11 protein-coding genes and 2 pseudogenes are annotated in these 15,181 nt (G+C 45.6%); 9 read left to right on the top strand and 4 right to left on the bottom strand.

The window, feature by feature from the left end; translation table 11 throughout:
• Positions 1-232 precede the first annotated feature (232 nt).
• Complete coding sequence (locus LPY66_RS16810; protein ID WP_337985401.1) at positions 233-1,102, top strand: SDR family oxidoreductase; 870 nt, start codon at positions 233-235, stop codon at positions 1,100-1,102.
• Positions 1,103-1,205: 103 nt separating this feature from the next.
• Here the strand turns inward: LPY66_RS16810 and LPY66_RS16805 are convergent.
• Positions 1,206-1,412 (bottom strand): annotated as a pseudogene (locus LPY66_RS16805) (DUF3102 domain-containing protein); the annotation flags it as partial.
• A gap of 288 nt (positions 1,413-1,700) precedes the next feature.
• Between LPY66_RS16805 and LPY66_RS16800 the strand changes: the two are divergent.
• The 5 genes from LPY66_RS16800 (at position 1,701) to LPY66_RS16780 (ending at position 7,503) form a co-directional block, all read left to right on the top strand.
• Positions 1,701-2,381 carry a response regulator transcription factor gene (locus LPY66_RS16800; protein ID WP_337985399.1) on the top strand — a complete coding sequence of 227 codons (681 nt, stop codon included), beginning with the start codon at positions 1,701-1,703 and terminating at the stop codon, positions 2,379-2,381.
• Entirely contained in the window at positions 2,378-3,433 is a 1,056-nt protein-coding gene (locus LPY66_RS16795) for a sensor histidine kinase (RefSeq protein WP_337985398.1), read from the top strand. The genes LPY66_RS16800 and LPY66_RS16795 overlap by 4 nt, the downstream gene beginning before the upstream one ends.
• Before the next feature lie 123 nt (positions 3,434-3,556).
• Entirely contained in the window at positions 3,557-4,321 is a 765-nt protein-coding gene (locus LPY66_RS16790; RefSeq protein WP_337985397.1) for an ABC transporter ATP-binding protein, read from the top strand.
• Positions 4,308-6,272, top strand: a complete 1,965-nt coding sequence (locus LPY66_RS16785) for an FtsX-like permease family protein (RefSeq protein WP_337985396.1) — start codon at positions 4,308-4,310, stop codon at positions 6,270-6,272. The genes LPY66_RS16790 and LPY66_RS16785 overlap by 14 nt, the downstream gene beginning before the upstream one ends.
• Complete coding sequence (locus tag LPY66_RS16780) at positions 6,259-7,503, top strand: peptidase S41 (protein WP_337985395.1); 1,245 nt, start codon at positions 6,259-6,261, stop codon at positions 7,501-7,503. Before LPY66_RS16785 ends, LPY66_RS16780 begins: the two co-directional genes overlap by 14 nt.
• 95 nt (positions 7,504-7,598) lie before the next feature.
• Here LPY66_RS16780 and LPY66_RS16775 read toward each other — a convergent pair whose 3' ends face one another.
• The 3 genes from LPY66_RS16775 to LPY66_RS16765 all read right to left on the bottom strand — a co-directional run bounded on the left by LPY66_RS16775 (position 7,599) and on the right by LPY66_RS16765 (position 10,878).
• Positions 7,599-8,693, bottom strand: coding sequence for a GerMN domain-containing protein (locus LPY66_RS16775; protein ID WP_337985394.1), 1,095 nt, complete (start codon positions 8,691-8,693; stop codon positions 7,599-7,601).
• 86 nt (positions 8,694-8,779) lie between these two features.
• Positions 8,780-10,186: a sensor histidine kinase gene (locus tag LPY66_RS16770; RefSeq protein ID WP_337985393.1), complete on the bottom strand. Its 1,407-nt coding sequence runs from the start codon at positions 10,184-10,186 to the stop codon at positions 8,780-8,782.
• Positions 10,183-10,878: a response regulator transcription factor gene (locus tag LPY66_RS16765; RefSeq protein WP_337985392.1), complete on the bottom strand. Its 696-nt coding sequence runs from the start codon at positions 10,876-10,878 to the stop codon at positions 10,183-10,185. The genes LPY66_RS16770 and LPY66_RS16765 overlap by 4 nt, the downstream gene beginning before the upstream one ends.
• A gap of 233 nt (positions 10,879-11,111) precedes the next feature.
• On the opposite strand from LPY66_RS16765, the gene LPY66_RS16760 reads away from it, so the two are divergent.
• The 3 genes and pseudogenes from LPY66_RS16760 to rhuM form a co-directional block, all read left to right on the top strand.
• Complete coding sequence (locus LPY66_RS16760; RefSeq protein ID WP_337985391.1) at positions 11,112-13,568, top strand: EAL domain-containing protein; 2,457 nt, start codon at positions 11,112-11,114, stop codon at positions 13,566-13,568.
• Positions 13,569-13,939: 371 nt separating this feature from the next.
• On the top strand, positions 13,940-14,749 hold the full coding sequence (locus tag LPY66_RS16755; protein ID WP_337988123.1) for a UbiA family prenyltransferase: 810 nt from the start codon (positions 13,940-13,942) through the stop codon (positions 14,747-14,749).
• Between the two features lie 2 nt (positions 14,750-14,751).
• Positions 14,752-15,105: pseudogene (gene rhuM / locus LPY66_RS16750) on the top strand (RhuM family protein); the annotation flags it as partial.
• Positions 15,106-15,181 lie beyond the last annotated feature (76 nt).

Genomic DNA, 15,181 nt, shown 5'->3' with positions numbered 1-15,181 from the left:
AAAGTGAAGATAGCCTGAAGGGTTCATTTTTGTGCGTTCACTACAAAAAAAATAATAGAAATATTTTGCTTGTTGACCGTCAAATCTATAAAGACAGCTGGTTATTAATGGAATACTATCTTGACCTATTGACATTGACGCAGCGTCATAGTAAGGCTGGATTAGTCTGGGTGGAGGAAGATAATAATTGCTGATATTGGGTAAAATAAAGAAAAAACAAAGGAGTACCAATATGGCAGAAGCAGTCATTCCCCAGCCAACTTTTCCTGCTCAGCATCAGGACTTTCAGCCAGGTTTAGAAACCTTAATGGATCCCAGCCCTATTTATGAAGATCTTAATTATCAGCCCGGAAACAAACTCCAGGGTAAGGTTGCCCTGATCAGCGGGGGAGACAGTGGGATTGGCCGGGCCGTTTCCATTCTATACGCCAAAGAAGGGGCTGACCTTGCTGTTGTTTATTTAAATGAACAGCAGGATGCCGAAATAACGAAAGAAAGAATCGAACAGCTTGGACGACGCTGCCTGCTTATAGCGGGGGATGTCGGCGATGAAATGTTCTGCAAACAAGCGGTTGAAGAGACAATCCGCACCTTCGGTCATCTTGATATTCTGGTCAATAATTCCGGAGAACAGCATCCCCAAAATTCCATCTTAGATATTACCTCAGCGCAATTGGAGCGGACTTTCCGCACCAACGTTTTTGCGATGTTTCACTTGACCCGGGCAGCGCTTCCTTATTTACCCCAAGGATCAGTGATTATTAATACTGCTTCCATTACTGCCTATGAAGGCCACGTGCGTTTAATTGATTACTCAGCCTCTAAGGGTGCTGTCGTATCTTTTACCCGATCCATGTCGGAATCCTTGTGCAAGCAAGGGATCAGAGTCAACGGAATAGCCCCTGGCCCCATTTGGACAGCGCTTATTCCTGCTTCATTTAGTGCCGACGAAGTTCATACCTTCGGCAGCACCACCCCAATGCAGAGGGCCGGCCAGCCCGTGGAGCTAGCCCCGGCCTATCTCTTCCTGGCAAGTGGGGACTCAGCCTATATGTCCGGCCAGATTTTGCATATCAATGGCGGGACGATCATTAATAATTAGTGAAAAGCAAAGAGGGACCAGGCAGACACAGGATTCCTCACAACGTCTGCTTTAAGGGCGGTCGGCTATAGGGTTGGACGGAATAAACTGCTACTCCTTTGACAGAGGTGTTGCCTGTGTCATTCTCAGCGATAAATGCATCCCGTTCCTCTTCCGGAAGCCCAAGAATAATGAGTGCTTGGGAAATGTCAAATTCGTCACCAGTGACGAATTTGACATTTCCTGACCTTCGGATGAGATAAGCATGCGGCAGCAGCGCTTTAGCTTCCTTGAGACGTTTTCCTACTTCGACAGCGCTGGTCAGCAAAATCACTCATAGGGATACCGCCCTTTTCTGTATTTATTGACATCATATGGGATAAGCCTGACAGGAGTGAATTAAAGGGGAGAGCAAATAGTGTGCCGAATTAATAGTAACCAAAACGACAGGACATGCATAGGATATCATGTCAGTGGTAACAGCCATCTGATCACCTCATAAGATAAAAGAAGAAGTCTGGTGTTGTTGGGGCCAGATTTCTTCTGTTTCCAAGTATCTGTAAAAATACTATAATATAAAAATGGAATGATAATATTCGAAGCAATAGGGTGACAATCAATGGACCAATACCGGATCTATCTTGTTGAAGATGATAAAATGCTGGCCGATGAAATATCCCGGCTCTTAATAAAATGGGGTTATGATGTCCGGACAGCGGAAATGTTTGACAACCTTCTCGATGAGTTCCTGTCCATACAGCCGCAGGTTGTCTTAATGGATGTCAATATCCCAAGCTTTGACGGTTTTCATTGGTGTAAGAAAATCCGGGACATTTCGGCTGTGCCGATCATCTTCATTTCTTCCAGGGACAGCAGTATGGACGTCATCATGGGAATGAATAACGGCGGTGACGATTATCTGGCCAAGCCGTTCGACAATGCCGTCTTAGTGGCGAAGCTTCAGGCGGTTATCCGCAGAACCTATGAATATAGTTTCCAGGAATCCCATGTGCTGCGCTGCCGGGGACTGACTGTTCACCTGGAGGAAGCGACGGCGGCGTATGCGGATCAGAAATGCGAGCTGACCAAAAACGAACTGAAAATCCTAAGGCTTCTTCTGGAGAATCAAGGGAAAATAATCACCCGGGAAGCCTTGATGCGGAGCTTGTGGGACGAGGAGATCTATGTCAATGAGAATACCCTGACGGTTAATGTCAATCGGGTCAGGCTTAAATTGGAGGAATTGGGACTTCAGTCATTTATCACAACCAAAAAAGGAATGGGGTATGCGGTTTTATGACGATGACAGCATATATTAAGGAACAATGGGAATGGATAGCCAGTCAGGCGGGCATTATTATCCTGATCAACCTGATTTTATTGACAAGTACTCCTCTGGCCAAAACTCTGGGGGAGATTTTTTATCTAGATTTACTGGTGATTTCCGCAGCCGTTGCGGGCTATTTCTTTCATTTTCGGCGGCTGAATAAAGCCTATGCGAAGATCAGGCAAGCCATGACCGAAGGCCGGGATATGGACTGGCTTTGCCGTGAGTCGGCAGAATCAGCCGGAAATAATGTCCCGGGAATCAGTCTGAGCAAAGAATTACTGGCCTATCAACATAACGGCTTCAGCCGCAAAGAAAACGACTACCAACAGCGGATGAACGATTTAAATGATTATTTGACCCAAACCGTCCACGACTTGAAAGTGAACCTTTCCGTCTGTGAGATGGTTGTGAAAAGACTGGAAAATGAGCCGCAGCCGGAAACAGGGACCATGAGTAAGCTGCTGTATCAGATTGAACAGATGAAATTCCGCGTCAACCAGACCTTGTTTGTGGCCAGGGCTAATCATTACAGCGAGGATATCTTATCGGAAAATATGGACCTGGGACAGGTGGTGAAAGAGGCGATCAGCGTTAACGCCGAATTTATGATCACCAAGAATATCAGTATTCAGAACAACATCAGTCCGTATCGGTTGATCAGCGATAAAAAGTGGATTCAGTATATCGTTGCCCAAATCCTGAATAACAGCAGCAAGTACACGGCGGAAAACGGCGAAATCATGATCTCCGGTCAGGAAGACGAACAGGGATACCACCTCCATCTGAGAGATAACGGCATCGGCATTCCGCCGGAAGAGCTCGGCCGGGTCTTTGACAAAGGGTTTACCGGCAGCAACGGCCGCAGCAGTACCAAGTCCACCGGCATGGGCATGTACTACGCTAAAAAAATGGCCAATACCCTGGGCATCGGCCTGAACGTCCGGAGCGAGCAAGGGGTGTATACCGAATTTATTGTATCCTTTTATAAACTGTCCGATTACATGCAGCGTCAGCGCAGCTAAGGTGACAGAAAAGTCACATTGAACTTCTGAAATGTCACGCCAATCGATGGTAGCGGCGGGGAAGAGATCCTACAATATAAGCAGCGGTTAAGTACACGTAAGGATAGGACAAGGAGGAAGTTTATGGCTTCGATCATTGAGGTAAAGAACCTGACTAAGCTTTATGGCGGGCAGGGCGCGGTTTGCCGGGCTTTGCACGAGGTTAGTTTTGAGATTGAGGCGGGGACGTTTGTGGCCGTGATGGGACCGTCCGGTTCCGGCAAGACGACCCTGCTGAATATTATTTCGACTATTGATAAGCCGACCCAAGGCGGGGTCATCATCGACGGCAGGGAAACAAGCGCCTTGAAGGAAAGGGAACTGGCCCTGTTTCGCCGGGATGTCATCGGCTTTGTTTTTCAGGAATTCAATTTGCTGGATAATATGACGATCCGGGATAATATTGCGCTGCCCTTAACCTTGAATAATGTCAAAGCGGCTGAAATCCTGGGCAAAGTCCGGGAGCTGACAACGCTGTTCGGCATCGACAGCCAGCTGGATAAATATCCGTATCAGCTTTCGGGCGGCCAGAAGCAACGAGCGGCCGTCTGCCGGGCGCTGGTCAACGCGCCCAAAATACTGTTTGCCGACGAGCCTACCGGCGCCCTGGATTCCAAAGCGGCCTCCGAACTGTTGGCCTGCTTTCAGAATGTCAGGCAGCAATACGGGACGACGGTGGTGATGGTCACGCATGACGCGTCTGCCGCCAGTTATTGCGACCGGGTCATGTTCTTAAAAGACGGCATGATTAGCGGCAAGCTGGAGGCCAATGGCAAGAGTGACGAGTTTTTCAAAAAGATTTTGAATATGGTAGCCTTGTTGGGAGGTGAAAGGAATGAACGCCTTTAAAATCTCCTGGCTGCTCTTTAAGAACAACCTGAAACTCTACCGGTTTTATTTGGCGGTCCTTATCCTGACGACGGCGATTTATTATAACTTTCTGGCGGTTAATTATAACCCTTACCTGCGGGTTCTCGATGGACAGTATGTCTTTGCCAAGGTGGCCAGCTCCTTATGCAGTATCATCCTGCTTTTGACCGTGTTTTCCTTTATGTTTCATGCCAATAATTTCTTTTACAAGCTGCGTTACAAAGAAATTGGCACTTATATGCTGATGGGCATTCCGGGCAGTAAGATCGGGACGGTCTTTGCCCTGGAAAGCATTCTGCTCGGAGGCATGGCGGTCATCATCGGTCTGCCTCTCGGCCTGCTGTTTTCCAAGCTTTTTTTTATGCTGCTGGGCAAAGCGATGATTCTGAAAACCCAGATCCCGTTTTACATTCCGCCCAAGGCCATCGGCGCCCTGCTCTTGATCCTGGCCGTTATTATCCTTTTGATGGGCGTCAAGAATTACCTGATGGTCCGTCGAAGCAGGCTGATCGATATCCTGAACGCGGCCAGGAAAGAACAAAACCTGCCGAAGATCCGAGGGCTTCGCGGGATTGTCGGTGTGGTTTGTATCGCCGTGGCTTACTATTTGGCCTTGCATATCCTGGACTTGCCCTTTGGTTTGCAGTTGGACTTTTTCCAGACCACGCTGAGCATCCTGCTCCTGATCTGCGGCGGCACCTATTTATTCTTCGGCAGCTTTTTGGCCATCGTCCTCAATGCACTGATTAAGAAGAAAGAAGTCATTTATAAAAGGTCCAGGCTGGTCAGCTTCAGCAATACGCTGTTCCGGCTGGGTACGCATTACCGCAGCCTGTCCATGACGGCGATACTCTGTGCCGCCACGTTAGCGGCCTTCAGCGGGAGCCTGGCCCTGAAATATTTTGCCGATGTCAATACGGCTGTCGAAGCGCCTTACAGCATCACCTATTATGGACAGGACGAGGCCACAAACCAAAAGATCAAAGCCCTGATTCAAACGTCGCCGCATCGGGTTCTGGCTGAACAGGAGTCCCATTTCCTGACCGGCAAAGTGTCGTATCATAATGGCAAACGGGAGCTGACGGAAACGTGTCTCATTACCAGTCTCTCCGAGGTGAAAAAATCACTGATGATAACCCGGCCCAAGGATTATCAGCAAATCTTAAAGGGCATTGAACTCCGGGACAATGAAACGGTCAGTATCTTACACTCTAATCTGGTTTTTTCCGGTTTCAGCTACACCGGACAGGACTTCGTTATCCAGGACCGGCACTATAACTTGAAAAAAGAGGTCAAGATCCCGTTTGTCGGTGAGCTGGAGGGTATCGGCCATTATAATACCTATATCCTTACGGATCAGCAGTACGCGCAATTAAAAGAAAACAGCAAAGAAAAAGACACAGAGAAGACGCTGTACGGCATCAACATTACCGAGCCGGAGGACAGCCAATCCCTGGTGGAAAATATCGCCGCGGTGATGAAAAATCCCGGGGAAAATCTCAACAGCTATGCCGGGCAGTATCAATATAAGTACTATCTGATCGGGGCCTTTTATTTTATGGGTTTGGTGATGGCGGTTGTCTTCGCGATATCGACCTTCAGCACCCTGTATTTTAAGATTTTAAGCGACGCTATCCTGGATCGGGAACAGTATAAGATCCTGATGAAGATCGGCATGACCAAACAGGAAATCGCTAAAAGTATTTATACCCAGGTCGGGATTGCTTTTATCCTGCCGGTTGTCTTGGGAAGCCTGCATGGAATCATGGCCATTAAGGCCTTGGAAGGGTTTATTCATTATCAATTTACCGGCAGCATCTTAACGGGGGTCGGCGTTTTGCTCCTGGCGATGATGTGTTTCTATCTTTTCATGAGCAAGCGATATCGGGATATGGTGGTAAAGGGGTGGGAAAATCATGAAACAGCTTAAGCTTGTTCTTTTGTTGATCGTGGTGCTGATGATTTCGCTGGCAGGCTGCAGCAGTATCCCTTCAACCAAGCCTTACCTGGCCCAGGACAGGGACACCCGCTGGCTGAACGACATTACCTATCTGGAAAAAACCCTGCCCAAAGTCCATAAGGATTTGTATTTTCATCTCCCCGAGCAAGCGTTCCAGCAACAGCTGGCGGAACTGAAAAAGAAGGTTCCCGCTTATACGGACGAACAGATCGCGATTGCCTTAAGCGTCATTGTGGCCGGTGTCGGCGATACCCATACCGGATCCAGCATCGGTTCGGAATACCGGTATCCGCTGGAGCTTCATTGGTTTGCCGAAGGCATCTATATTACAGGTACCAGCAAAGAATATGCGAAACTGCTGGATGCTCGGATCATCACCCTGAACGGCAAGAAAATCGAAGAAGCGGCTAATACGCTGAAGCCTATTCTGGCGGGGGCCAATGAAAGCTGGTTTAAGACCCAGGTTATCTATTATCTGCCGATGCCGGGGGTTTTGAAATATTTCGGCTTAAGCACATCGGATGAGATCGAACTGGGTGTGGAGCTGAAAGACGGTCAAACACAGACGGTGCAAATGAAACCGATAAGCTATAAAGATTATGTGGCGGCCGAACAGCCGGCAGGACCTGTCCCGCTGTACCGGAGCCATCCGGACGAAAATTACTGGTACGAATATTTAAAGGATGAGAAAACCGTTTATCTCAATTACAGCAGCTGCAGTGAAATGCGCGACAAACCTTTTGAAATATTCGACAAGGAATTCTGGGATTTTGTCCAAAGCCATGAGGTCAATAAGCTGGTTATTGATCTGAGGCAAAATCGTGGCGGGATCTCCACCATTCTCGATCCTTTGATCAAAGAAGTGAAAAAAAGCAGCTTCAACCAACAAGGCAAGCTGTATGTGATCATCGGTAAGGATACCTTCTCTTCGGCCGTTCTCAATGCGGTCCGTTTCAAGAAAGATACCAAGGCTTATTTTGTGGGAGAAGCTACCGGCGGCGAACCCAATCACTACGGAGAGGTTAAACAATTCAAGCTGCCGAACAGTGAAATAACCATCCGCTATTCGACCAAGTATTTTCATTGGCTGGATGAGGATGTGGATACCTTGAAACCGGATCAGGTGATCGAAGAATCCTTTGCCGCGTATCAGGCGGGGACGGATCCGGCAATGGAATGGATAGCAACCAAGGGGACATAATTGGCTCTTGACATGGAACCACTGGATAATTGCAGCTTAGTTACCATATCTTGAGAAAGAACACAACGATAGGGATATGGAAATAGAATCAAAAACTATTTCAGAGAATAACTGGCCAGGATTGAGGATATTTTGTCGTTTCCTGATATAAATTCCCTTTTTACCAGACCGATGCCTTTCTTATAGTATTCGTACGATGTCGATTGATTCTCGGTAATTTTTACTTGAACACAATTGTCAAAATTTCCTGCCGGGGTGTTCACAGTGGCCTTAACATCGACGATTTCTCTGGTAGCGTTTCCGGCTGTCCATTCGGTACCCGCTTGGATCGGGGCTTTAATAACGGTAATATTTCGGTTTCCCGGCTGATTAAGAATGTTACCCGCTATATAATCCTCACCTGCAAAATATATCTGGGTCACAGCGGTATCGGTTATTTGGTAGACGGAAGTACTGACAGTTCCGCCGTTATCTTCTTTGATTTGGCTTTTATTGCCTTGGACATAGAGGACTTCTCTGCTAAAAGAGGCATACTCGTTTCCGTCGCCAAGATATTGCCAGGAACTTCCTTGGTTTAACGGGAAATAATCGCCGGGTTTTACCTGATCTTCGTTATTTGAGGATCCAGTCTGTCCGGTTTGATCAGCAATCAGATTGGGATTGGGCCCGATAGGCTCAAGGGTATAGAAATGCCCCCAAATAGCTTCCTGCTTTTGTCCCTCAATCAGGAACTGAACTTTTTTTATTTCCGGCAGCTGGGTTAGGGTGTTAACCACCGAGTACACCGTCATTGTCTCGCCGGCGCTGCCGCCCCAATGGTTGGTCTTTATTTCTTTGCTGAAGTTGACGTAGGCAATACCGCCGGTTATTTCCAAGGACAATAATTTTGTTTCTTTGGGGATAGTGACTATAGCGTCTTTGGCCTGGGGGCCTTTGATGAGTTCATTAACCATTAATTCCGCAGTGTCGCCGCTTTTGGTAACGGTTCGTTGTTCTCCTCTGAGATACATCGCCTGATTATCGCCAAAATAGAGCGTGAAAGTAATTTTATCCTGATTGGGTTTGGGATCAACCGCCTGGTTCGGATCAGAAGGTTTATTGGACGTCGAATTAGCAGAACATGCGGCCAGGCTTAAGACGAATGAGAATAATAATGAAAGAAAAATGAGTTTTTTGATTCGGGTTTTCATAGGGGATACTCCTTTCCTAATAAAGACTGCCTTTGAAAGCAGTATAGCAAAAGGCGATTTCATTTGTATGACAAAATATTACGAAACTATGACATTTGTTTGGGATCAGGCAAAGTAATTAAAAACTCTGAGCCATGAGCGGGAACGCTTTTTGCTGATACGGTGCCGCCATGCAGCGTGATGATTTCTTTAACGATAGCTAAGCCTAAACCGGTACCGCCTGTTGTCCGTTCCCGGGCTTTGTTAACTCTGTAAAAACGGTCAAATATTTTTTCAAGGTGTTCTGGAGAGATACCCATTCCCTGGTCGAAAACGGAAATAACAAGTATATTTTTATTGACATTACAGTTCAGCAGCACCTGCTTATTTAAAGAGGAGAATTTTATGGCATTGTCCGCCAGGTTGTATACCGCCCGATACAACATTTCCCGGTCTGCCGGCCAGGTAATATTCTCTTGGACCTTGACCTTGATCTCAATTTCTTTGTTGGCTGCCAAAGGCAGGAGGTTGTCTTTAACTTCTGTAAGCAGTTGACCGATGGCAACAGGTTCTAGGTTAAGGGAAACCGTATTTTTTTCGATCTTACTAAGGAGCAGGAGATCATTAACAAGCCTGCTCAGCCTGTCCAGCTGCCCGTCGATATCGAAGAGAAATTCCCGGGTTTCTTCCTTTGACTCCGGATGCTTGATTAAAAGGGATTCCACCAATACTTTTAAAGCCGCTACCGGAGACTTTAGTTCATGGGAGGCATTGGCGATAAACTGCCGCCGGATATCATCTTCCTGGCGGATTTTTTCACTCATTTCGTTAAAAGAATTGGCTAACTGCTCCAGTTCGTCCCGGCTTTTTATCTGTACCTGATAACCATATTCGCCGGCCGACATTTTTTGGGCAGCCCGGGTTAATTTGCCGATGGGCACCGTAATGATGATTCTGGCCAGCGGCAAACTGAGCAGGATGGCCAGGATACCGCTCGCCAAGGCGGCCGCCAGCAGCCGGTTTCTGGTCTGGTTCAGCCGTGTCTGGATATCATTAATATCTGCCGATATAAAGACGGCGCCGATAATTTGCTGGCTTGAGGCTACCGGAACTGCCAGGTATAAGAGATTGCCATACTCGGGATAATAATTGGTTTGAGCGCTGCTTTCTCCTTGCAGGGAGGCAGTCACGACGGGGGTGGACAAATGTTGTCCGCGGGACGCCCCGGATGAATCGCCGATGATTGTACCGGCAGTGTCTAAGATCAGAATACGGTGTCCGATATTCTCGCCGAAGTCTTCAGCCAAAAAATTGATATAGGCCGTGTTTTGCTCATGCAGATAAGGTGCAGCCTTTTCAGCAATGATGTTGGCATAACTGAAAAGAACATTTTTTCTCTCGCCGATAAAAGATTGTTTAATATCTGAAATGATCAGGTAACCCAAAACTGCCATCGCGCTAAATAGGATTAAGAGATAGGTCAGACCGATTTTACTGCCAAGTTTGATTTTCATCGCACGTTCTCCGGTTGGAAGAAATACCCGATACCCCACTTGGTCTGGATAAACTCCGGATGCGATGGGTCAGGTTCGATTTTATCCCTGAGACGCCGGATATGGACATCCACCGTCCGGTCTTCTCCGGTATAGTCATAGCCCCAGACCAGCCGGATCAAATCTTCCCGGGTATATACTTTGCCGGGATGTTTGGCTAATAACAGCAGCATGTCGAATTCTTTGGCTGTCAGGGTGGTGATTTCTATATGATTAACGGAGACTGTTCTTCGGGACAGATTAAGCTTCAACCTGGCGTTAGCGCGGCTAAGCAGGTTATCCGAATTCGTGACGCTGCTGCGTCTGAGAACCGCTTTGATTCTGGCGAGTAACTCCCTCGTATTGAAGGGTTTGGCGAGATAGTCATCGGCTCCTAATTCCAGGCCGATAATTTTTTCCACATCGTCGCCTTTGGCGGTAACCATGATGATGGGCATCTGGGAAACCTGCCGAATCCGGCGGCATACTTCAAGGCCGTCAACTTCCGGCAGCATCAGGTCAAGGATCATCAAATCATAGTGCGTATTTAGACTCTTCTCAAGGGCCTGTATCCCGTTATAAGCGGCGTCAGTTTCAAAACCTTCAGATTCCAGGCTCCTTTTAAGTCCTTTGACCAGTATTTCCTCATCATCAACAATCAATATTTTAGTCATGGCCAACACCCTTATTTATTATCATCATTTTTACCATAAAAAAATCATGAAGGAATTATACTAGCCAGATTATGGCCATCATCACCACCGTGCGCGCGGTGCTGAAATAAAATTAATTGCGGTCTGTGTCGAAAAGTAGAAACTTTTGGAAGAATGATGTTTAAAATATGTAAAAGATAGTTTATTATAAGATCAAAGGAACTAAGTAAAATAAGATACTACCGGGGGTCGCGATGCTCTATTTAACATTAATGCTTTTTTCCAGCTTTTTAATCTATCTTTTTTTTGGGATTTACGTCTATCGTCTAAATAGAGCCGGTTTAACGAATCGTTCTTTTTTTGTTTTATGTTTGAATTTGAGTTGCTGGGCTCTTGGGTATGCGATGATGAATTCTGCAGACAGTGCCGTGCAGGCGAATTACTGGCGTTTGTTCTCAGCTGCAGGATTTTGTTTCTTCTACAGCTCGTGGTTGTATTTTTGTCTCATACTCACCCGTAAAGAAGAAATCTTTAAAAAAGCCTGGTTTAGACTGGCTCTTTATATTCCTTCCTTAGTCTTTTTCCTTAACAATATCGTGAATCCTCCTGAAATTTTTGTACAGAATTTCTTGGGCTGGACATACCTTTTTGAGCAACAACACCTGATTCAATACGCCTTTATTCTTTACTACGCTTTGTTTTTGCTGGGCGGATTGCTGCTTATCATTTTCTGGGGAAAAAATTCACATCTTCCCCGTGAAAAGAAACAGGCAAAGATAATTTTAATAACGGTGGTCATCTCAATTTGCATTGGCGTACCGCTGGATACACTGCTGCCGATATTCGGGGTTCAAATTAACCCGATGGCCATTGTGTTTCTTGGTATCGCTACATGGGGTATTTGGTATGCCATCGTTAAATATAAGATGATGGTTTTGACGCCGGAAGTTGCCGCTGATTACATTTTGGAAACAATGAATGACCCCGTCATTTTTGTCAATACCCAATTCATTATTAAAGATGTGAATAAGGCAGTTTTAGATCTTAGTCATTTCAGACGCGATGAATTAATCGGCATGCCCTTAAGCTTCCTGATTGGATCAAAAGATGAAGCGACGATGATTATTCAACGAATTATGCAGCTTGGATCCGTCCGGAATATCGAGCTGGAACTGCGTACGAAAAAAATGGCGTCAATACCGTGTTTGTTTTCCGGATCCATGTTAATCGATAATATCGGGGATTATTTGGGGATGGCCTGTGTCTTTCATGATATAACAGATCGTAAGATTGCCGAAACTTATCTCAAAGAAGCCAATTCGCTTTTAGAGACTGAGGTAGCGAAGAGAACTGCTGAACTGGAGAAAATCAATCAACAGTTGAAAGATGAAATCATAGAAAGAACCAATGCCCAGCTTAAACTTGACTATGCCGCTACCCACGATGAATTAACGGGACTGCCTAATCGTCGCTTATTTGATATCACCTTGGATCAGGCGATTCATCAGATGCAAAGAATAGGCAACCAATTGGCAGTATACTTTTTTGATCTGGATAATTTTAAGCTGATTAATGATAGCTATGGTCATAACATTGGTGATTTGCTTCTTCGGCAAACAGCGGATAAATTGCAAGCTATTCTTAGAAAAAGTGATTATGTCGCCAGAATCGGCGGGGATGAGTTTATGATATTGGCCACAAATATCAAACGCGAAAATGATGTCGAAATCATTACCCGAAAACTAAGATCCGTCTTTGAAAAGCCCTTTAACCTCGATGGACACGAAAGCTTCATTACTGCGAGCATCGGAATTGCCATTTATCCAAGAGATGGTCACGACGGACAAACACTTTCCAGGAATGCCGATATTGCCATGTATGAGGCAAAATCCTCAGGAAAAAATACCTATCAATTATGTTCGGAAGAAATAAAAGATAGGTTTATCGAAAGAACAATCATGAGAAACCATCTCTATCATGCCATTGAGAGAGATGAATTATCAATTCATTATCACCCTCAGATCGATGTGAAAACGCAAAGGATTACCGGATTTGAAGCATTAATGCGCTGGAAACATAATGATCAGAATATCTCACCGAGTGAGTTCATCCCTTTGGCGGAAGAAACGGGACTCATTATTCCGATGGGCGAGTGGATCATCCATAGCGCATGTACCCAAGTGAAAAAATGGCAGGAACTTGGGCACGATAAACTGAACATCGCGATCAACCTCTCAGAAAACCAACTGAAAGAGAAGGGGTTCGCTCAAAAAGTAGCAACGATTATCAATAAAACAGGATTTGACCCAAACCTGCTGGAATTTGAAATAACGGAAAGAATCGTCTTCCGGGGTAACGAAGATGCGATTAAGACTCTTTATGATTTAAAGAATATGGGAATCGCACTTTCGATTGACGACTTTGGGATTGATCATTCTTCATTTTTAAATATTAAAAAACTACCGATTGATAAAATAAAAATCCCAATGGAGTTTATCCAGGGGATACCCTCAAATAGGAAAGATGCGGCCATTGTGGATTCCATTATCGAACTTTCTCATAAAATGGGATTGGAAGTTATCGCTGAAGGTGTGGAAATGGCAGAACAAATGGCATTTATTAAAGATGCTTGCTGCGATACTGTCCAGGGCTATTATTTATATAAGCCTATGCTGCATCATGAGATTGAACATTTACTAATGGAAGACTAAAAATAACCTTATTCCGGAAGAGATAAACAAAATATAACATTTCTTGCTGATCGCTGAGTCTGTCAACCTTTTTCTCAAGTCTGATGCCAGAACCGCCACGGCAAAGTAGGTATCTGAGCCTAGGGCAAAGCCACAGATGAAGTGAGTGTAGCCTTAGGTAACAAGTCATTTAAACGAACGATTTTACTGCCTTTACTTTCGCAGCCATTTTCATTTATCTCTGTCTTTCAAAGATTGACAGGGCTGACAATATAAAATGACGATGGCTGCAGTCCGTTGTCTGCCGAAAGAGGGAGAATACAATCATAGCTTATCGCAAAGTCCGAGGTTTAATCATCTTAATAAGGCCGGAGTTACCGTTTGCTGCCGGTATCTGTGTCATCATCGGGGAAGTCATCGCGTCCGGTAATTTTCCATCGCTCACGCAAATCATCCTGGGATTTGCCTGGGGATTTTTCTTATCGAGCCCGGCTATGATCATCAATGATTATTTTGATATCGAAGTAGACCGGGTAAATTCACCGCATAGACCTTTGCCTTCTGGAGTAATATTACCGGCTGATGCTGTGAAATTGGCAGTCATGACCACGCTGATCGGCTTGATAGCTTCGTTATTTATCGGCAAGGCAGCCGTATTATTGTACATCATTTTTTGGATTATGGGTTTCTTGTATAATTGGAAGCTGAAAGAAATGGGGTTATTGGGCAATTTATCTGTTGGCTTATCCGTTGCCGTCACCTTTATCCTTGGCGGCATTGTTGTCGGTAGACCATGGAATGAAGCCGTATGGCTCTTCAGTCTGATTGTATTACTATTTGATCTTGGTGAGGAGATCGCGTCTGATGTCATGGATATGGATGGCGACCAGAAAAGAAATGTTCAGTCGCTTGCCGTACGCATTGGGAAAAAGAATGCGCTTCGTGTCTCAGCCTTGCTCTTTCTGATGGTAATCATCCTCAGTTTCCATCCTGTCTTGTTTCATTTGCTCGGGAAAAGTTACCTTGTCATTATCGCTGTGACTGATTTATCAATCGTGTTATTAATTATCAAACTGTTACGAAGCAAGACAATCGAAGCAGGACGGTATGCCATCCGTGCGATTTACCTCAGTGCAACCATTGGGCTGATTGCCATTATTATCAGTCAGATCGTGTCTTTTATGATCTACGGTAGGTTTTAAAAAGAGAAAAATCACTGCGGGGTATGCAGTTCCGCCGCTGGGCGCTGGAAATTCTGAAAGAATATCTCATCAAAGGCTTCGCAATGAACGATGCGCTTCTAAAAAAGTCTGGCGGTGGTAATTACTGGAAGGAACTTCTGGAATGCCGTGATATTCGTTCCAGCGAAAAAGTAATTTACCGTCAGATTCTCGACCTCTAAGCCACCAGTATGGATTATAACCCGCGGGCGCAGGAGTCACTGGAATTTTTCAAAATGGTGCAAAATAAAATTCACTACGCTGCCCACGGTCATACCGCACCGGAAATTATTGCCGGGCGTGCCAATGCCGAACTGCCGTTTATGGGGCTGACATCCCATCGCTATGGGAAAGGCGTTCTGCTAAACGCCGGAACGATCAGTCATAAGGATGCTCTTGAAAAGGCAGAACGGG

This window comes from Dehalobacter sp. DCM (genome assembly GCF_024972775.1).
GTDB lineage: Bacteria > Bacillota > Desulfitobacteriia > Desulfitobacteriales > Syntrophobotulaceae > Dehalobacter.
The sequence above is the reverse complement of the archived record's forward strand: the minus strand, read 5'-3'. Positions and strand labels throughout refer to the sequence as shown.

Bases quoted from the DNA above. Each gene is read 5' to 3' on its own strand.
- LPY66_RS16790 (WP_337985397.1), top strand. From the start codon at position 3,557: ATGGCTTCGATCATTGAGGTAAAGAACCTGACTAAGCTTTATGGCGGG.
- LPY66_RS16760 (WP_337985391.1), top strand. From the start codon at position 11,112: ATGCTCTATTTAACATTAATGCTTTTTTCCAGCTTTTTAATCTATCTT.
- LPY66_RS16785 (WP_337985396.1), top strand. From the start codon at position 4,308: ATGAACGCCTTTAAAATCTCCTGGCTGCTCTTTAAGAACAACCTGAAA.
- LPY66_RS16795 (WP_337985398.1), top strand. From the start codon at position 2,378: ATGACGATGACAGCATATATTAAGGAACAATGGGAATGGATAGCCAGT.
- LPY66_RS16765 (WP_337985392.1), bottom strand. From the start codon at position 10,878: ATGACTAAAATATTGATTGTTGATGATGAGGAAATACTGGTCAAAGGA.
- LPY66_RS16780 (WP_337985395.1), top strand. From the start codon at position 6,259: ATGAAACAGCTTAAGCTTGTTCTTTTGTTGATCGTGGTGCTGATGATT.
- LPY66_RS16800 (WP_337985399.1), top strand. From the start codon at position 1,701: ATGGACCAATACCGGATCTATCTTGTTGAAGATGATAAAATGCTGGCC.
- LPY66_RS16770 (WP_337985393.1), bottom strand. From the start codon at position 10,186: ATGAAAATCAAACTTGGCAGTAAAATCGGTCTGACCTATCTCTTAATC.
- LPY66_RS16810 (WP_337985401.1), top strand. From the start codon at position 233: ATGGCAGAAGCAGTCATTCCCCAGCCAACTTTTCCTGCTCAGCATCAG.
- LPY66_RS16775 (WP_337985394.1), bottom strand. From the start codon at position 8,693: ATGAAAACCCGAATCAAAAAACTCATTTTTCTTTCATTATTATTCTCA.